Raw genomic sequence first — 17,293 nt, forward strand, 5'->3', positions numbered from 1 at the left:
ACCCCAGCATCCGCTCCAGCGCCAAGGTGAACGGCACCTGCATCATCGGCAGCGTCATCCACAGGCCGAGCAGGCCCACGCCCAGGGTGACCGGAAAGCCCACCGCGAAGATGTTGAGTTGCGAGGCGACGCGCGACATCACGCCCATCACCATGTTCACCAGCAGCAGCATGGCCATGATGGGCAGCGCGATCCACAGGCCGAGGCGGAAGATCTCGGTGCCCCATACCTGCGGCTGCACCGTGGCCAGGAAGGCCAGCGGCTCGGCGCTCACCGGAAAGGCCTGGAAGCTCTGCACCGCCGCCGCCGTGAGCAGCAGGTGGCCGTTGAGCACCACGAAGAGCCACGAGGCGATGGTGCCGTAGAAGCGACTCACCGCCGTCGACTGGCCGCCCGTGGTGGGATCGAAGAACGAAGCGAAGTTCAGGCCCATCTGCAGGCCGACCATTTCACCGGCGAACTCGATGGCGGCGAACACCACCCGCGCGGCAAAGCCCATGGTCAGGCCGATCAGCACCTGCTGCGCCACGGCGCCGGTCATGAGCGGCGAGTTGAGCGTGATGCCCGAGGTGTCGTGCAGGCTGGGTTGCGCGGCCAGCGTGATGAGCAGCGCCAAAGCCACCCGCACCCGGCGCGGCACGCTGCGCATCGACAACACCGGCGCCGAGGTGAACAGCCCCAGGATGCGCAGGAACGGCCACAGCAGCGGCGTGATCCACGCCACCACCTGGGCTTCGGTGAAGGTCAGCACATCAGCCCACCACGTTGGGAATGGACTGGATCACGCGCTGGATGTAATCGACCAGCGTCGTGATCATCCACGAGCCGGTGAGCGCCAGCGTGGCGAAGGCCGCCAGCAGCTTGGGCACGAAGGACAGCGTGGCTTCGTGGATCTGCGTGGCGGCCTGCAGGATGCTCACCACCAGGCCCACGGCCATCACGGTAAGCAGCAGCGGCGCGCACACGGTGATGAGCGTCATGAGGCCATCGCGGCCAATGCTGAGGACTTGTTGCGGATCCATCTCGGCGGTCTCTCGCTAGGTTGCGAAGCTGGCGGCCAGGGAGCCAAGCAGCAGGTTCCAGCCGTCGGCCAGCACGAACAGCATGAGCTTGAACGGCAGCGACACCAGCACCGGCGACAACATCATCATGCCCAGGCTCATCAGCACGCTGGAGACGATCATGTCGATCACCAGAAAGGGGATGAAGATCAGAAAGCCGATCTGAAAAGCGCTCTTGAGTTCGCTGGTCACGAAGGCCGGCACCAGCACGCGAAACGGCACGGTCTCGGGCTTTTGCGGGCCTTCGAGGCGGGCGAGCTTGACGAACAAGCCGAGGTCGGACTGGCGCGTCTGCTTGAGCATGAAGGCCCGCATCGGTCCCTGGCCACGCTCCAGCGCCTCATCAAAAGTGATCTGGTTGGTGGCGAAGGGCTTGTAGGCGTCGTTGTAGACCTTGTCGAGCGTCGGGCCCATCACGAACAGCGTGAGAAAGAGCGACAAGCCCACCACCACTTGGTTGGGCGGCGCAGCCTGCGTGCCCAGCGCCTGGCGCACGAGCGACAGCACGATCACGATGCGGGTGAAACCCGTCATCATCAGCATCACCGCCGGCAAGAAGCTCAGGACGGTGAAGAACAGCAGGGTCTGGATCGGCACCGAGTAGCTGGTGCCGCCCGGGCCTTGCGCGGTGAGCAGCGGCAGCGTGGCGGCCGGCGCCTGCTGGGCCCAGGCGCTGCTGGCCAGCAGCAGCGGCGCGCCCAGCAACAGGGCCCGGCGGGCCCGGCGAACGAGAGCGGTCGATGAGCTCATGCCTCGGGCCCACCCAGCTTCTTGCGCAGCAGCGCGGCAAACGGCCCGACCGGCGCGGCGTCAGCCGGCGCGGCTTGCGGCGGCAGGTTGTGCAGCAGGTTGATGCTGCCGGCGGTCACGCCGAGCACGAGCCAGGTGCGTGCTTCGCCCTGCCCCACTTCGACGGTGACCACGCGCTGGCCCGGGCCGAGCGCGAGCGACGCCACCGGCTTGACCGGCTGGCCCACGCCCGCGCCCAGCGCGGCACCCACGGGCGTGCGCTTGAGCCACCACAGCGACAGCGGTATCAGCGCCAATATCGCCAGGAACCACAGCACGGACAGGCCGACGGATGGCATCGCGGCTCCTGAATCAAGCGCCCTTGCTGAGGCGGCGCATGCGCTCGGACGGCGTGACGATGTCGGTCAGGCGGATGCCGAACTTGTCGTTCACCACCACCACCTCGCCCTGCGCGATCAGAAAGCCGTTGACCAGCACGTCCATCGGCTCGCCCGCCATCGCGTCCAGCTCCACCACCGAGCCCTGCGCGAGCTGCAGGATGTGCTTGATGGGGATGCGCGTGCGGCCGAGTTCCACCGTGAGTTGCACGGGGATGTCGAGGATCATGTTGATGTCGTTGCCCGGCGCGACGACCGTGCCCGGCGCGAACGACGTGAACGACGCGGGCGTCACGCTCTGCGCGGGCTCGGCCACTTCGCTGGCCGATTCGGCGGGCGCGGCAGCGGCCTGCTGCTCGAGCGCCGCCGCCCATTCCGCGGCCATCGCGTCTTGCTCGGCGCTGCCTTCGGTGGAGGTGTCATCGGACATGGTTTTCTCCTAACCAGCTCATGGACTGGTGATTCAACATTTGATCGATCTTGAGCGCGTACTTGCCGCTCGACGTGCCGTAGGTGCACTCGAACACGGGCACGCCGTCCACCTTGGCCTCGATGACCTGTTCGAGATCGAGCTCGATGAAATCGCCCGGCTTGAGCGCCAGCAGCTGCTCGACGGTGGCCTCGGTCTTGGCCAGCTCGGCCACCAGCTCCACCTCGGCCGACTGGATCTGCTGCGACAGCAACTTCACCCAGCGCCGGTCGGGCTCGGCCGAGTCGCCCTGGGTGGTCGAATACAGCACGTCGCGAATGGGCTCCAGCGTCGAGTACGGAATGCAGAAGTGCACCGTGCCGCTCGAATCGCCGATCTCCAGCGTGAACGACGTGGCGACCACGATCTCGCTCGGCGTGGCGATGTTGGCGAACTGCGGCTGCATCTCGGAGCGCTGGTATTCGAGCTCCACGGGGTAGATGCCCGTCCAGGCCTTCTTGTATTCCTCGATGATCACCTCGACCAGGCGCAGGATGATGCGCTGCTCGGTGGGCGAGAAGTCGCGCCCTTCGATGCGGGTGTGGAACTTGCCCGCGCCACCGAACAGCGAGTCGATCACGGCGAACACCAGCGTGGGCTCGCACACGATCAGGCCCGAGCCGCGCAGCGGCCGCACCGTGACGATGTTGAAGTTGGTGGGCACCACGATCTCGCGCAGGAAGGCGCTGTACTTCTGCACCTTGATGCCGCTCACCGACACCTCGGGCGACTTGCGGATCAGGTTGAACAGCCCGATGCGGATGTTGCGGGCGAAGCGCTCGTTGATGATCTCGAGCGTGGGCATGCGCCCGCGCACGATGCGCTCCTGGCTCGCGAGGTTGTAGTCGCGTATGCCGTCGGCGGGCGCCTCTTCCTCCTCGAGCTTCTGGCTCTCGCCAGTGATGCCTTGCAAGAGGGCGTCAACTTCGTCTTGAGACAGGATCTGGTTCATCGGGCTTCCTTGCGATACGGCTCAGGGCAAGGCTTCACTGAATGATGAAGTTCGAGTAGTGAACGTGGGCAATGGGGTTTTCTTCGGCCTTCTTCTTTTTCTTCTTTTTCTTGGGCGCGTGCTCGTCGACGGCTTCTTCCTTGGGCGCAGACGTGTCTTCGACGTCCAGCCCCATGGCGCGCGCGGCGCCGACGCGGATCTCTTCGGCCATCTTTTCCTTGCCCTCGACCTCGAGCAGCTCTTCCGACGTCTTGTGCGACAGGATCAGCAGCACCGCGTTGCGGATGGCGGGCATGTAGCCCTTGAGCTCTTCGGCCACGTGGGCGTCGCCCACCTCCAGCGTCAGACCCACCTGCAGGTACTTGTCCTGATCCTTGTCGGCCAGGTTGACGGTGAACGGGTCGAGGGGCACGAAGGTCGGCGCCTTGTGGTCGCCCTTGCCGTGCTCGGGCTTGGCCTCGGCGACGGTTTCCTCGGTGGTATCGCCTCCGTCGGCCTCGGCGGCAGCCGCGGCGGCGGCCTTCTTCTTCATGTAGAACAGGGCCCCGCCAGCCAGCAGCGACACCAGGATCACCGCGGCCGCGATGATGATGATCAGCTTCTTGGGGCCCTTCTTGGGCGGTGCTTCAGCGGCGGGCGCTGCGGCGGCGCTGGACATGGTTCGATCTCCTTGGCGACCCGCGCCGCCCCGGCCGATGCCGGGCACGGGCTTGCGAGCCTGTTGGGAGAATTATTTGGGCCGCGCCCCCCGGCGAAAAGCAGGATAAGGGCGGCGAACCCGGGCGTATTCCACAGCCTCGCGCCGACTCGCCCGTGCGGGCCCGGCCGATCAGGCGTAGAGGTCGAGCCGGCCTTCGGGGCGACGCAGCCAGTTGGCGACGGCGCCCGAGACGTCCTGCACCGCGCCCTCGCCGGATACGCCCGCCACCGACGCCACCGACGCCCTGCCCTCGCCGCCTGGTTGCCGTGCCTGCTCTTGTCGAGCCTGCGCGAACTCTTGCGACACCCCGCCGCCGCTGAGCGTGAGCCCTGCGTCGTGCAGCGCGCTGGCCAGCGCGGGCATGCTGTCTTGCAGCGCCTGGCGCGTGGCCCCCGACGCGGCGGCAAAGTCCACCTGGGCCTGGTTGCCGTCCAGCGAGATGCGGACGGCGATGGGCCCCATTTCGACCGGGTTGAGATTCAGCCGCGCCTCGTGGACGCTGCCCGCTGCTGCTTCGAGCGCGGCCTTGCTCACCAGCACCTGCACCTGATCGGCCAGCTCGCCCGCGAAGGCCGGCGAGCCGACTGGGGCCGCGACCGTGGGCGCGTCGTGTCCGTGCACGGTGGCCGCGCCGGCGAGCCCGCCCAGCGCCGCGAGTTGCGCGGTGGCATCCAGTTTCTGTTCGCCCCCGGTGGCGCGCACGGCCTCGGCCAAGCTCGCCGTTTGTTGACTCGCCCCTGGCAGGGCAGCGCCGTCTGCCGCCTGGCCCAGCATGTGCACCGCCGCCAGACCCAGCGCCGGCGCGTTGCCGGCCTCTGCCGCGCGGCCCGCGCCCGCCAGCACGCCGGCAAAGTCGCCCGCTGTCTCGTTCTTGGCCCCGGGCTTGCCTGGGCGGGCCTCGGCAGGCAGCGCGGCAGCCTGCTCGTCAACCGCCTGCAACGCCGCCTCGCCCCCCTGCCCCGCAGCCGCATGCGCCGCGCCATGGGCCTGGGCGCCTGGCGCGGCCTGGGCGGCTTGCCCGCCACCCTGCAAGGCCGCCAGCCAGGCTGCCAGCGGGTCGGTCGCGCTGGTTGCGTCGGGTTTGCCATGGGCCTCGTCGGCCGAGGCGTCGGCTGTCGCGGGGTCGTCCGTCGCTGCGGCGCGGCGCTTGGCCGCATCGTCACCGTCGGCCGATTTGCTGCTTTCCTTGCGCGCGGCGGTCTGGTCTGACGACTTGACGGGCGCCTTCTCGGGGGTCTTGTCGGCCGACTTCGCCGCCGGCCGACTGCTGGCTTGCTCGACCGGCTTGCCGGCCTGATCCCCATTCGGTCTGGCCGCCGCAGCCGTTGGTGACGGCTCGGGTGAGCGCACGCGCTCCACCGACCGCTCGGCCACGCGGTCGGGCGTGGGCGCCGCGGCCTGCAAGCGGCTGGCGCCGTCGGCATCGACTTGCCGCTGCAGCAGCGCGGCAAAAGGCGATGCCGAGGCGCTGGCCGCGTTGCCGTCTGCCGCATGGTTGCCGGCAGAAGCGGCGTTCAGCGACGAAGCCATCGACGTGGCGTTGCTGCGAATGCTCGTCATGCCAACCTCCGCTCAATTCAAGGTGTGTTCAAAATCGGTGTGGCCGGGCGCATCGAGCGCGCCGGGTTGCGAGCTGCCGAAGGCGCCGAAGCTCGCCAAACCGCCGGCTGACCGCCCTCGTTGCGGCATGCGCGCGGCCTGCTCGTCGGTGGCCTTTTGCTCGCGGCGGCTTTCCGCCAGGCTTTGCTCGCGACGGCGACGATCGATCAGCTGGCTCACGGCGGCCACGCGCTGCTCGCGCGCCTGCAGCACCATGCGGGCCGCTTCGAGCGAGTTGCGGGTGCGCTCGATGGCGATGTCCTGCTCGGCAATCGCCTGCCCGAGTCGGCTCATGAATTCTTGATAGCAGCGCATGATCTCGACGCTGCTGCCGCTTTGAAACTGCGTTTGCCAGCGCGCGGCGTAGTCGCCCCGCCAGGCGCGCAGCGAGTCGCCCTGGTCTTGCGCGGCTTGCGCGGCCTGGCGCAGGCGCTCGTGCCGGGTGACGGCTTCGTCGCGTTCACGCTCGGCTACTTCGAGCAAGGAAATCAGCGGCTTGAGTGCGGACATCTCAATGCTCCTCAAACGGATACCAGGTGACGCAGCCGCTGCACGCTGTCGGGCAGGGTCGCGGGGACATGCATGTCTTGCTGCAACAAGGCGAGCATCTGCGGGTGCAGGCGCACGGCCAGGTCGAGCTCGGGGTCGTGGCCCGGCGCGTAGGCACCGAGCTGGATCAGGTCGCGCGCCTTCTGGTAGCGCGACCAGAGTTGGCGCAGGCGGCGCGCCGCGTCGATGTGCTCGGGCGCGGCCACGTTGTGCATCACGCGCGAGGCCGATCGCTCGATATCGATGGCCGGGAAGTGGCCGCTCTCGGCCAACTCGCGCGACAGCACGATGTGGCCGTCGAGGATGGCGCGCGCGGCGTCGGCAATCGGGTCTTGCTGGTCGTCGCCCTCGCTGAGCACGGTGTAGAACGCGGTGATCGAGCCGTGGCCGTTGAGGCCGTTGCCGCTGCGCTCCACCAGCTGCGGCAGCTTGGCGAAGCAGCTCGGCGGGTAGCCCTTGGTGGCCGGCGGCTCGCCGATGGCCAGGGCGATCTCGCGCTGCGCCATGGCGTAGCGGGTCAGCGAGTCCATCAGCAGCAGCACGTGCAGCCCCTGGTCGCGGAAGTGCTCGGCCACGGCGGTGGCGTAGGTGGCGCCCTGCATGCGAACCAGCGGCGGCGCGTCGGCCGGCGCGGCCACCACCACCGAGCGGGCGCGGCCGTCTTCGCCGAGGATGTCCTCGATGAATTCCTTCACTTCGCGGCCCCGCTCGCCGATCAGGCCCACCACGATCACGTCGGCCTGGGTGTAGCGGGCCATCATGCCCAGCAGCACCGATTTGCCGACGCCGGAGCCGGCGAACAGGCCGATGCGCTGGCCGCGCCCCACGGTGAGCATGGTGTTGATGGCGCACACGCCGGTGTCGAGCGGCAGGCGCACCGGGTCGCGTTCCATCGCGTTGATGGGGCGACGCACCAGCGGCTCGCTGCGCACGCCGAGGATGGGGCCCAGGCGGTCGAGCGGTTCGCCGTCGGCGCTCACCACGCGGCCCAGCAGGCCGTCGCCGATCGGCAGGTGGCGCGTGCGGTCTTCGCTGCGGCGCCACGGGTGGTTGGGGCGCCCGAGCAGCGGCGGGTTGATCGGCAGGGTGCGCGGCACCACGCGGGCGCCGCTGGCCAGGCCGTGCACTTCGCCGGTGGGCATGAGGTAGGCGCGGTCGCCGGCAAAGCCCACCACTTCAGCCACCACGGGCGGCTGCGGGTCGAGCGGGTTGTTCATGCTGATCTCGCAGACGGCACCCACGGGCAGGCGCAGGCCGGCGGCTTCGAGCACCAGCCCAGCCACGCGAATCAGCTTGCCTTGCGATTCGAGCTCGACCGGCGCGGCGGCGCAGGCGTCGAGGTCGTTCAAGAATTTGTTCCAGCGGCCCAGGCCGGGGTCTTGTTGCATGGCGGCGTTCATGAGCGGCCTCCGGTGTGATCGTCGCGCAGGCCATCGCGCTCGCGCGGCCACTCGTCTTCGCTGCCCAGCAGGGCGGCCACGCGCTTCCAGCGGGCCTCCACGCTCGCATCGACGATGGCGATGTCCGACTCGACCACGCAGCCCCCGCGGGTGATGTTGGGGTCGATCAGCAGCTTGCCGCCGCGGGCGTGCAGCGACTCTTTCAGCGTGTGCGCCACCACGGCGTGATCGTCGGGGTGCAGGCGCACGCAGATCTGGCGTGCCGAGGTGAGCAAGGCGGCCAGCGCCTCCTCGGCCACCGACACGATCAGCTCAGGGCGCGTCGAGATCTCCGAGCGCACCACCTGGCGCGCGAGTTCCAGCGCCACGCCGGCCAGGCGGCCCGACAGCTGCTGCTCCAGCGATTCGAGCCGCTCCTGATACGAATCCGAAATGCCTTGGAACTGGCCGGACAGCTGGCTCATCAACTGCGCCGAGAAGGTCTGCTTGAAGTTCTCGAGCGCGGCCAGGCCGTCGCGGTAGCCGTCTTGGTAGCCACTTTGGCGCGCGGCCTTGAGCTCTTCGACCGGATCGGGCTTGGGTGGCTCGGGCGCCTTGGCGGCGCGCTGCGGCGGCACGCCCGCGGTCTTGCGCTCGGCGCTGGCCGGTGCGGGCTCGCCGAACGCATCGGGGCTCCAGGCGGCGAACGAGCCCAGCTCCTCGCGCGGAATGAAGCGGGCATACAGATTGGCCGTCGAGGCCGCGCCATTGCCGGGCGGCGGCGGCGGGGCGTCGTTGACGGGCTGCACGGGCGGGCGCTTAGACGAACTCATCGTCGCCTCCGCTGGCTAGCACGATCTGGCCTTCGTCGGCGAGACGGCGCACGATCTTGAGCATTTCCTTCTGCTCGGACTCGACTTCGGACAGCCGCACCGGGCCGCGCGCCTCGAGGTCTTCGCGCAGCGTTTCGGCCGCGCGCGTGGACATGTTCTTGAAGATCTTCTCGCGCAGCTCGGGCGTGGCGCCCTTGAGCGCGATGATGAGCGACTCGGACTGCACTTCCTTGAGCAGCGACTGGATGCCCTTGTCGTCGAGCTTGTTCAGGTCGTCGAACGTGAACATGTTGTCCATGATCTTCTGGGCCAGATCGCCGTCGGCTTCGCGGATGTAGTCGAGCACCGAGGTCTCGACGCTGGTGCCCATCAGGTTGATGATCTCGGCCGCCGTCTTCACGCCGCCCATCGAGGCCTTCTTGAGCTTGTCGCCGCCGGCCAGCACCTTGCTCATCACTTCGTTCAAGTCTTTCAACGCCGTGGGCTGGATGCCGTCGAGCGTGGCGATGCGAATCAGCACTTCGTTGCGATGGCGCTCGCTGAAGCACTTGAGCACGCCCGACGATTGATCGAAGTCGAGGTGCACCAGGATGGCCGCGACGATCTGCGGGTGTTCGTTGCGCAGCAGCTCGGCCACCGAGCTCGGGTCCATCCACTTCAGGCTCTCGATGCCCGACACATCGCTGCCCTGCAAGATGCGGTCGATCAGCAGATTGGCCTTGTCGTCGCCCAGCGCCTTGCGCAGCACCGACTTGACGTACTCGTTGGTGTCGGCCACCAGCATGCTCTGGTCACCGGCGTCGGCCGTGAAGCGCGTGAGCACGGTCTCGACGCGTTCGCGCGGCACCACCTTGAGCTTGGCGATGGTTTCACCCAGGCGCTGCACTTCCTTCGGCCCCAGGTGACGAAACACCTCGGCGGCCTGCTCTTCGCCGAGCGACATCAAGAAGATGGCGGCGTCTTCCAGGCCTTCGTCATCCATGATGAGCCCCCGGTTGAGTCATGACGCAGGCGTGATCACGCATCTTTGGCCACCCAGTTGCGAACGATGTTGGCCACGGCGGCCGGGTTCTCGGCGGCCAGGCGGCGGGCGTCTTCGAGCCGCAGGTCGGCCACCGGCGCCTCGAGCGCGGGCATGCCGCCTTCGCCCACGGCGGGCAGGGCTTCGTCGTCGGCCACCACGGCGTCCAGCTTGGGCTTGGCATCCTGGGCGGCCTGGATGGCCGGGCGGATGGCGCCATACACCACGATCAGCGCCAGCACCACGAGCGCCAGCGGCACGGCGGCCGTGCGCAACAGGTCTTGCAGCCAAGGTTGCTTCCAGATCGGGGTGTTGTCTTCCTCGATCTTGGTGGTCTTGAACGGTGCATTGATCACCCGCACCGAATCGCCGCGATCCTGGCTGAAGCCGATGCTCTCGCGCACCAGCGCGGTCAGCTTGTCGAGCTCTTCTTGCGGCAGCGGGGTGGTGGTGGTCTTGCCCTTGGCGTCGGTCACGGTGCGGTGGTTCACCACCACGGCGGCGTTGAGGCGCTTGACGTTGCCGGTGGCGTTGCGCGTCACGCGCACGGTCTTGTCGACCTCGTAGTTGGTGACGGCCTCGCGGTGGCTGTTGGCGCCCGACAAGCCGCCGCCTTGCGCGGTTTGCAGCGGCGCCGACGCGCCATTGATGGGCGCCGTGGCCGGCACCGGCGGCTGGTTCGACGCCGCGCCCGGGATGCCGCTGGGCTGCGCGCTGCTCGGGCCGTTCGACTCGTTGGTCTGCATGCTGCGCACGCTGGCCGGCTCCTTGCCCTGGTTGGGCTTGTACTCTTCGGCGGTCGATTCGACCTGCGAGAAGTCCACCTCGGCCGTGACCTGCGCGCGCAGGTTGTCGCGGCCCACCACGGGCTCGAGGATGTCGAGGATGCGCTTGGTGTAGTTGGTTTCGAGCTGGTTCACATACTGCAGCTGCTGCGCGTCCAGGCCCTGCTGGTTCGAGCCATCGGGGTTGTCGGACAGCAGCGCGCCGGTCTGATCGACCACGCTCACGGCCTTGGGCGACATCTCCGGCACGCTCGACGACACGAGGTGGACGATGCCGGCGAGCTGCGCGCGATCGAGCGTGCGGCCGGCGTTGAGCGTCACCAGCACCGAGGCCGAGGGCTTTTGCTGCTCGCGGAAGAAGCCGTTCTGGTTGGGCAGCGCCAGATGCACGCGAGCGCTTTGCACGGCCGACATCGACTCGATCGTGCGGGTCAGCTCGCCTTCGAGCCCGCGCTGAAAGTTCAACCGCTCTTGAAACTGCGTCACGCCGAAGCGCTGGTTCTCCATCGCCTCGAAACCCACCACCGAGCCCTTGGGCAGTCCGGCCGAGGCCAGCTTCAGGCGCACATCGTGCACCTTGTCGGCCGGCACCAGGATGGCGTTGCCACCGTCGGCGTGCTTGTAGGGCACGTTCATCTGCGACAGCTGCGCAATGATGGCGCCGCCGTCCTTGTCCGACAGATTGGCGTACAGCACCTTGTAGTCGGCCTGCTGCGACCACATCACCATCGCGATGATGATGGCGATGATCGCGGCCACGCCGCCACCGAGCGCCAGCTTGCGCTGCAGCGGCAAGGCCATCAGGCGCTGCACGAAGCCTTCGGGCACCGGCTGGATCAGCGTCGGTGTGCCGGGCATGTTTTGAGGGCGGGCGGCAGTGACTTCCATGTGTGACCAATTGAGCGAACTGTCACGTCAAGCCTGCAGACAGTGCAGGTCGTACGCGCAGATCGCGATGGAAGTCATTATTCGGAAGCCCCCATCAGAAAGCGCCCCGAACAGCCGCACAAATCGGGCTCAGTTCACCACTTCGGATGCCCACCCGCGCGATAGGATTTCGGCATGGTTGAAGCAGGTCTTGAGCCCTTTTCGGGCCCGCTCCAACCCCGCAGACGCGACGACTGCCAACTTCGTCACACACCCGACACGGAGGGCCGTCATGGACCTCAAACTGCAACCCTTCGACTTCGCCCAGGCTGCGGCCCGCGCCGGCATGCCGCAGGTTGCCGCCAAGGTGCAGGCCCAGACGCAGGCCGCCAACCCGGCGAGCTTCCAGTCGGCCTTCACCAGCGCGCTGCGCTCGGTGAGCCAGTCGCAACTGCAGGCCGAGCAACTGCAGCAGCAGGTGGCGCTAGGCAACCCCTCGGTCAGCCTGGAGCAGACCATGGTCGCCATGCAGAAGGCCCAGATCGGCTTTCAAGGCGCGGTGCAGGTACGCAACCGCCTCGTGCAGGCCTACACCGACATCATGAACATGCAGGTCTGAGCGCGCCGCGCCTCAGCCCGAAGGCGGCTCAGTTGGCGTCGCCCGACTTCAGCCGCTTCACCACGGCGGGCGGCAACGCCAGCTTGGCCGCCGTCAGCAGCGTCTGCTTGCACACATACCCATCGCGCAGACTCAGCCACAACAGCTCGCGGGCGCGAGCGCGGTCCACTTCCGACAAGCTATAGGCCGCATCGCAGCGCCAGCTGGCCTGGCGACGGCGCAGCGCCTTCTGGTTGGCCTGGAAGTAGGCCGCGTCCAGCCCCTTGATCCGCTCGATCACCTCACAGATGTCGAGCGCCGACTGCACCGTGTTGCGCCAGTTGGAGATCTGCCCCGGCGAGAGCCGATACTTCAACAGCGGCGCGTCGAGGTAGCCGAACTCGCCTTGCCGGCTGGCACGCAGCAGCCAGTCGAAATCGCAGTGAATGCGGATGGCCGGGTCGAAGCGCCCGGTGCGCGCCCACAGCTCGCGCTTCATCATGATGGTCGGCGGATGCACGAAGTTGCCCAGCGCCAGCGTGTTGAAGACGCGGCCCTGATACGTGTTGAAGCGCACGCCGCCCTCGGCCGGCTGCCCGCCCAGATCGGACGCGCCCGCGCGCGGCAGCACGATGCTGCCTTGCTGCCCAAACAGCCCCGCCAGCCCGCCGGGCGTGTTGCGAATCGCCGCGTAGTAATGGGCCGCGTGCGACGCGCTCACCACGCCGGTGTCGCGAAACGCGCTGAAGTCGGTGCTGCACAACAGCATCTCGGGCCGCTGCCGCATGAACGCCACCTGCCACTCGATGCGCTGCGGCTCGCAGATATCGTCGTGATCGAACCAGGCGATGTAGTCGCCCCGCACCGCCTCCATGCAGGCATTGCGCGCCTCGGCGATGCCCCGGTTGGGCTGCACGATCAGCCGGATACGGTCGCCATAGCGCTCGCGCAGCAAATCGGGCGTGCCGTCCTTCGAGCCGTCATCGACGATCACGACCTCCAGGTTCGGGTAGGTCTGCGCCAGCACACTGTCCACCGCCTGCAAGACCGGCTCGCCGGAGTTGTAGGTGGACATGAAGAGGCTGACGAGGGGGCGAGATGCGGAGGGCGGCTGAGACATGGCTGACAAGAGAAAAGACCCGACACCCCTTTATCGGAGGGATAACCCGAAGCTTGACAAATCCCTCTTGCGGGGTGGTTATGCCGGCTTTCAAAGAAGCAAAAGTGAAATGCCGATCGACGATCGATAGTGAATGTTGACTCGTCATATGCCGGCCTGAAAAATAAAAAGCCCGACCAACAGCAAGCTATTGGTCGGGCGGGTACGAATCTTTCGATTCTTATTGCAGCAACGGCTCTCACCCCGGATAACTACAACGGGCGGGATGATAAGGGAGGTTTTCATGGCGGACAAGCCGGTTCTTGGGCCTTTGGTTTTTGGCTTCGATATCGGGATTGCGTCGGTTGGGTGGGCTGTGCTCGCCGAGAACCGCATCGTTGATTTGGGCGTGCGCGCCTTCGACAAGGCTGAGACCGCCGACAAGGGCGAGTCGCTCAACCTGCAGCGACGCACCGCACGCTTGCTGCGTCGCCGGCTTTGGCGTCGGGCATGGCGTTTGACCAAGCTGGCGCGATTGCTCAAGCGCGAAGGCTTGATAGACAGCGCGGACTTCTTCAAGACGCAACCACCCAAGAAGTCCGAGAACGAAGCACCCAACCCTTGGACGCTGCGCGTGGCCGGTCTGGACCGCAAGCTGGAACCGCAGGAATGGGCGCGGGTGATTTACCACCTTTGCAAACATCGCGGCTTTCATTGGGTCAGCAAAGCCGAAGAACGGCAAGCGGAAGAAGGCGATGCGAAGAGCGAAGGCGGCAGAGTCAAGAAAGGCTTGGCGCATACAAAGGCATTGATGGAGCAGCACCACTACCGCACAGCGGCAGAGATGGTGCTGAAAGAATTCCCTGACGCGCAGCGCAATAAACAGGGCAGTTACGACAAAGCCCTATCGCGTGTGCTGCTAGATGAAGAACTGGCCAAGCTGTTCGCGGCGCAGCGCGGCTTTGGCAACCCGCATGCGACAGCGCAGCTCGAAGCTGCGATTCGCGGCGCGAACGGAGAGCGCGGTGGATTGTTCTGGGAGCAAAAGCCCATGCAGTCCGTTCTGCACATGCTGGGCAAATGCACGTTCGAGCCAAACGAGTACCGCGCGCCCAAGGCCAGCTTCACGGCGGAGCGGCATGTCTGGTTGACGCGTCTGCTCAATCTCAAGATCAATGTCGATGGCGCGATACGGCCACTCAATGAGGATGAGCGCAAAGCGGCCTTGCTGCTTCCCTACGAAAGCGAAAAGTTCGCCTACAAGAGTCTGCGCAAGGCGTTGGTCGGACAAGGGCTGCTGCCCGACAGCTTTCGCTTCAATGGCCTCGCCTACCCAAGCAAGAACGACGAGAAGGCCAAGAACCCGGAAGATGAAGTGCTAGTCAAGCTCCCTGCCTGGCACGAGCTGCGCAAGGCATTCAAGAAAGCAGGGCTGGATCGTGAATGGCAGCAAATCTCCGTCGCTGCACTCGATGGCAAGCCCGAGGCGCTCGATGAGATTGCAGAGACTCTGAGCATCTACAAGAGCGACGAAGACATCCTGCCGCGCTTGCGGGCACTGGATTTGCCCGGCGGCGAGAAAGCAGTCGATGCACTGATGGGCATTCGCTTCGACAAGTTTCACGCGCTCTCGCTCAAGGCGCTGCGCAAAATCGTTCCGCTCATGGAACGAGGCCTGCGCTATGACGAAGCCGTGGCGCAGATCCCCGAATACGGCCACCACAGCCAGCGGCACGTAGTTGGAGCGGGCGGGAACACATTCCTGCCATCGTTCTATCAAGGCCGCGACGAACGCGGCAGCATGAAGTTTCGCGAAGACCTGGATGTGCCGCGCAACCCCGTGGTGCTGCGCGCGTTGAACCAAGCTCGCAAGGTGATGAATGCGCTCGTCAAGGAATACGGCTCGCCGGCTTCCGTGCATATCGAGATGGCGCGGGATTTGTCGCGTCCGCTGGACGAACGCCGAGACATCGAGAAGCTGCAAAAGGAGTACCGTGAACGCAATGACAAAGCCCGCAACAATTTCGAGGCGTGCTTCCATCGCAAACCGAAGGGAGCTGAACTTGAGAAATGGCTGCTTTATCACGAGCAGTGCTGCAAATGCGCCTATTCGCTGGACGCACTCGATCTCGATCGGGTCATCAACGACCCCAGCTATGTCCAGATCGACCACGCCCTGCCCTATTCCCGCAGCTACGACGACAGCAAGAACAACAAGGTGCTGGTGCTGACGCGCGAGAACCAGAACAAGGGCAACCGCACGGCCTACGAATACCTCACCAGCTTCGCGGGCGGCGAGGAAGGCGAGCGCTGGCGCAACTACAAGGCCTGGGTGGACGGCAACAAGTCTTACCGGCAGGCCAAGCGCAACCGCCTGCTGCGCAAGAATTACGGCGCGGAAGAAGCGCAGGGCTTCAAAGACCGCAACCTCAACGACACGCGCTACATCTGCAAGTTCTTCAAGAACTATGTGGAGCAATACCTGCAACTGGCTGAGGGCAGCGAATCACGGCGCTGCGTGGTGCTCAATGGGCAACTCACATCCTTTTTGCGGGCTCGTTGGGGCCTGCTGAAAATCCGCGAGGAAAGCGACCGCCATCATGCGCTGGATGCCGCGGTGGTAGCTGCTTGCAGTCATGCCATGGTCAAGCGCTTGTCTGACCATGCGCGACTCAAGGAACTGGAATTTCTGCGCGAGGGCTTCCCCGACCCGGAGACGGGCGTAATCCTCAACCCAGAAGCGCATCAACGATTAACGGAGCGCTTCCCTGAGCCGTGGCCCCACTTCCGACATGAACTGGAATCGCGCCTCAAGACAGATTCCGTCGATGAACTGCGGACGGAGATAGCGCGGCTAGGCACCTACTCGACCGAGGCCCTGAACGCACTCAAACCCTTGTTCGTTTCGCGCGCACCGCAGCGGCGCAATGGCGGCGCGGCACATAAGGAAACGATTTATGCGCAACCTGAACGGCTCAAGAAGGAAGGCAGCGTCACGCAGAAGGTAGCCTTATCCAGATTGACCTTGAAGGACTTGGACAATCTGGCCGACCCGCACCGCAATGAAAAACTGTATGCGGCCATCCGCAAGCGACTGGAAGAACATAGCGGCAAGGGTGACAAGGCCTTCCCCGCCGACAACCCACTACGCAAGCCGGACAAGGAAGACAAGCCCACCGGCCCCATCGTGCGCTCTGTCACGCTGGTCATCGACAAGATGAGCGGCATCCCGATTCGGGGCGGCGTTGCGAAGAATGATTCGATGATGCGAGTAGATGTGTTCAACACGGGCGGCAAGTTTCATCTTGTGCCGGTTTATGTTCATCACAGAGTGAAGGGCTTGCCGGATCGGGCGATTGTGGCGTTCAAGGATGAGAACGAATGGACGCAAGTCAACGACGATGAGTTTCTTTTTTCTCTTCATCCGAATGACTTAACACGCGTCACGCTCAAGAACGAATTGCACCTTGGCTATTACGCTGGATGCGACCGCTCCACAGGCGCATTGAATCTCTGGGCGCAGGACAGAAACAAGAGCATTGGCAAAGACGGCCTTATTCGTGTTGGTGTGAAAACAGCCCTCAAGGTCGAGAAGTTCAATATCGATGTTCTCGGCAACATCTACCCTGCCCCGAGAGAGACCCGCCGTGGTTTGGCGTAGCGTCATCATCAGCCAGCCGGCTAAGCTCAAGCGTGAGAACTTCGCGCTGGTGGTCGAGCAGGAACAGTCCGCTCGCGTTCCGTTCGAGGACATCGCCGTCATCGTGCTGAACAACCGCGAAATCACGATCACGCACCCCGTGCTGTCGGCGTGCGCCGAATACGGCATTGGGCTCTATGCAACGGGCGACAACCATCAGCCCAGCGGCGTATTCCTGCCCTTTCAAAGCCACAGCCGATCGACCCGCATGCTGCGCTTGCAGCTTGATCTGGACAAGCCCACCGGCAAACGCGCCTGGATGACCATCGTTCAAGCCAAGATCGGCAACCAAGCCTTGTGCATGAAGATGCTTCACGCAGGAGACCACGAACGACTGGAGTCCTACGCGCGCCGCGTTCGATCTGGCGACACCGGCAATATGGAAGCGCAAGCCAGCGCTTATTACTTTCCGAAAGTCATGGGGCGCAGCTTCAGCCGCTCGCAAGAAGGCTGGGCCAACGCAGCACTTGATTACGGATACGCCGTCATGCGCGGCGCCTGCGCTCGCGCGTTGGTTGCGCATGGGCTGTTGCCAACAATCGGCCTGTTTCACA

Annotated in this window: 17 protein-coding genes; 3 read left to right on the forward strand and 14 right to left on the reverse strand. The window is 65.6% G+C overall.

Annotated elements, in window-relative coordinates; translation table 11 throughout:
* From fliR to fliF, 13 genes are all read right to left on the reverse strand, one after another.
* Positions 1 to 751, reverse strand: a 751-nt coding sequence (gene fliR / locus ACE3SS_RS12035) for a flagellar biosynthetic protein FliR (RefSeq protein WP_374594226.1), incomplete at its 3' end; no start/stop codon positions are given.
* 1 nt (position 752) lies between these two features.
* On the reverse strand, positions 753 to 1,022 hold the full coding sequence (gene fliQ, locus ACE3SS_RS12040; protein ID WP_374594228.1) for a flagellar biosynthesis protein FliQ: 270 nt from the start codon (positions 1,020 to 1,022) through the stop codon (positions 753 to 755).
* Between the two features lie 15 nt (positions 1,023 to 1,037).
* Positions 1,038 to 1,811, reverse strand: coding sequence for a flagellar type III secretion system pore protein FliP (fliP, locus tag ACE3SS_RS12045; protein WP_374594230.1), 774 nt, complete (start codon positions 1,809 to 1,811; stop codon positions 1,038 to 1,040).
* Entirely contained in the window at positions 1,808 to 2,149 is a 342-nt protein-coding gene (locus ACE3SS_RS12050) for a FliO/MopB family protein (protein WP_374594232.1), read from the reverse strand. Before ACE3SS_RS12050 ends, fliP begins: the two co-directional genes overlap by 4 nt.
* Before the next feature lie 13 nt (positions 2,150 to 2,162).
* The gene (gene fliN, locus ACE3SS_RS12055) at positions 2,163 to 2,618 is read right to left on the reverse strand and encodes a flagellar motor switch protein FliN (protein WP_374594233.1); all 456 of its coding nucleotides are present in this window, start codon (positions 2,616 to 2,618) and stop codon (positions 2,163 to 2,165) included.
* A complete protein-coding gene (fliM, locus tag ACE3SS_RS12060) occupies positions 2,608 to 3,609 on the reverse strand; it encodes a flagellar motor switch protein FliM (RefSeq protein WP_374594235.1) in 1,002 nt (333 codons plus the stop codon). Before fliM ends, fliN begins: the two co-directional genes overlap by 11 nt.
* Positions 3,610 to 3,643: 34 nt before the next feature.
* A complete protein-coding gene (locus ACE3SS_RS12065) occupies positions 3,644 to 4,267 on the reverse strand; it encodes a flagellar basal body-associated FliL family protein (RefSeq protein WP_374594237.1) in 624 nt (207 codons plus the stop codon).
* A gap of 171 nt (positions 4,268 to 4,438) precedes the next feature.
* Positions 4,439 to 5,869: a flagellar hook-length control protein FliK gene (locus ACE3SS_RS12070; RefSeq protein ID WP_374594239.1), complete on the reverse strand. Its 1,431-nt coding sequence runs from the start codon at positions 5,867 to 5,869 to the stop codon at positions 4,439 to 4,441.
* A 12-nt stretch (positions 5,870 to 5,881) separates the two neighbouring features.
* Entirely contained in the window at positions 5,882 to 6,418 is a 537-nt protein-coding gene (gene fliJ, locus ACE3SS_RS12075; RefSeq protein WP_374594241.1) for a flagellar export protein FliJ, read from the reverse strand.
* 11 nt (positions 6,419 to 6,429) lie between these two features.
* Complete coding sequence (gene fliI, locus ACE3SS_RS12080) at positions 6,430 to 7,857, reverse strand: flagellar protein export ATPase FliI (protein WP_374594243.1); 1,428 nt, start codon at positions 7,855 to 7,857, stop codon at positions 6,430 to 6,432.
* Positions 7,854 to 8,669 carry a flagellar assembly protein FliH gene (locus ACE3SS_RS12085; RefSeq protein WP_374594245.1) on the reverse strand — a complete coding sequence of 272 codons (816 nt, stop codon included), beginning with the start codon at positions 8,667 to 8,669 and terminating at the stop codon, positions 7,854 to 7,856. The genes fliI and ACE3SS_RS12085 overlap by 4 nt, the downstream gene beginning before the upstream one ends.
* A complete protein-coding gene (gene fliG, locus ACE3SS_RS12090) occupies positions 8,656 to 9,651 on the reverse strand; it encodes a flagellar motor switch protein FliG (RefSeq protein ID WP_374594247.1) in 996 nt (331 codons plus the stop codon). The genes ACE3SS_RS12085 and fliG overlap by 14 nt, the downstream gene beginning before the upstream one ends.
* Before the next feature lie 35 nt (positions 9,652 to 9,686).
* Positions 9,687 to 11,363 (reverse strand): flagellar basal-body MS-ring/collar protein FliF, encoded by a 1,677-nt coding sequence (gene fliF / locus ACE3SS_RS12095; RefSeq protein WP_374594249.1) that lies wholly within the window; start codon positions 11,361 to 11,363, stop codon positions 9,687 to 9,689.
* 271 nt (positions 11,364 to 11,634) lie between these two features.
* On the opposite strand from fliF, the gene fliE reads away from it, so the two are divergent.
* Entirely contained in the window at positions 11,635 to 11,961 is a 327-nt protein-coding gene (gene fliE / locus ACE3SS_RS12100; RefSeq protein WP_374594251.1) for a flagellar hook-basal body complex protein FliE, read from the forward strand.
* 28 nt (positions 11,962 to 11,989) lie between these two features.
* On the opposite strand, the gene ACE3SS_RS12105 is transcribed toward fliE, so the two are convergent.
* Complete coding sequence (locus ACE3SS_RS12105; protein ID WP_374594253.1) at positions 11,990 to 13,060, reverse strand: glycosyltransferase family 2 protein; 1,071 nt, start codon at positions 13,058 to 13,060, stop codon at positions 11,990 to 11,992.
* Positions 13,061 to 13,343: 283 nt separating this feature from the next.
* Here ACE3SS_RS12105 and cas9 point away from each other — a divergent pair, with 283 nt between their 5' ends.
* The gene (gene cas9, locus ACE3SS_RS12110) at positions 13,344 to 16,700 is read left to right on the forward strand and encodes a type II CRISPR RNA-guided endonuclease Cas9 (RefSeq protein ID WP_374594255.1); all 3,357 of its coding nucleotides are present in this window, start codon (positions 13,344 to 13,346) and stop codon (positions 16,698 to 16,700) included.
* Positions 16,645 to 17,293, forward strand: a 649-nt coding sequence (gene cas1, locus ACE3SS_RS12115) for a type II CRISPR-associated endonuclease Cas1 (RefSeq protein WP_374594257.1), incomplete at its 3' end; no start/stop codon positions are given. The genes cas9 and cas1, both read left to right, overlap by 56 nt.

This window comes from Aquabacterium sp., assembly GCF_041915145.1.
Taxonomy (GTDB): Bacteria; Pseudomonadota; Gammaproteobacteria; order Burkholderiales; family Burkholderiaceae_C; genus Aquabacterium.

Coding starts and splice junctions, on each gene's coding strand:
- fliJ (WP_374594241.1), bottom strand. CDS start 6,418: ATGTCCGCACTCAAGCCGCTGATTTCCTTGCTCGAAGTAGCCGAGCGT.
- fliI (WP_374594243.1), bottom strand. CDS start 7,857: ATGAACGCCGCCATGCAACAAGACCCCGGCCTGGGCCGCTGGAACAAA.
- fliE (WP_374594251.1), top strand. CDS start 11,635: ATGGACCTCAAACTGCAACCCTTCGACTTCGCCCAGGCTGCGGCCCGC.
- fliN (WP_374594233.1), bottom strand. CDS start 2,618: ATGTCCGATGACACCTCCACCGAAGGCAGCGCCGAGCAAGACGCGATG.
- ACE3SS_RS12105 (WP_374594253.1), bottom strand. CDS start 13,060: ATGTCTCAGCCGCCCTCCGCATCTCGCCCCCTCGTCAGCCTCTTCATG.
- fliP (WP_374594230.1), bottom strand. CDS start 1,811: ATGAGCTCATCGACCGCTCTCGTTCGCCGGGCCCGCCGGGCCCTGTTG.
- fliM (WP_374594235.1), bottom strand. CDS start 3,609: ATGAACCAGATCCTGTCTCAAGACGAAGTTGACGCCCTCTTGCAAGGC.
- ACE3SS_RS12065 (WP_374594237.1), bottom strand. CDS start 4,267: ATGTCCAGCGCCGCCGCAGCGCCCGCCGCTGAAGCACCGCCCAAGAAG.
- ACE3SS_RS12070 (WP_374594239.1), bottom strand. CDS start 5,869: ATGACGAGCATTCGCAGCAACGCCACGTCGATGGCTTCGTCGCTGAAC.
- ACE3SS_RS12050 (WP_374594232.1), bottom strand. CDS start 2,149: ATGCCATCCGTCGGCCTGTCCGTGCTGTGGTTCCTGGCGATATTGGCG.
- fliQ (WP_374594228.1), bottom strand. CDS start 1,022: ATGGATCCGCAACAAGTCCTCAGCATTGGCCGCGATGGCCTCATGACG.
- fliG (WP_374594247.1), bottom strand. CDS start 9,651: ATGGATGACGAAGGCCTGGAAGACGCCGCCATCTTCTTGATGTCGCTC.
- ACE3SS_RS12085 (WP_374594245.1), bottom strand. CDS start 8,669: ATGAGTTCGTCTAAGCGCCCGCCCGTGCAGCCCGTCAACGACGCCCCG.
- cas9 (WP_374594255.1), top strand. CDS start 13,344: ATGGCGGACAAGCCGGTTCTTGGGCCTTTGGTTTTTGGCTTCGATATC.
- fliF (WP_374594249.1), bottom strand. CDS start 11,363: ATGGAAGTCACTGCCGCCCGCCCTCAAAACATGCCCGGCACACCGACG.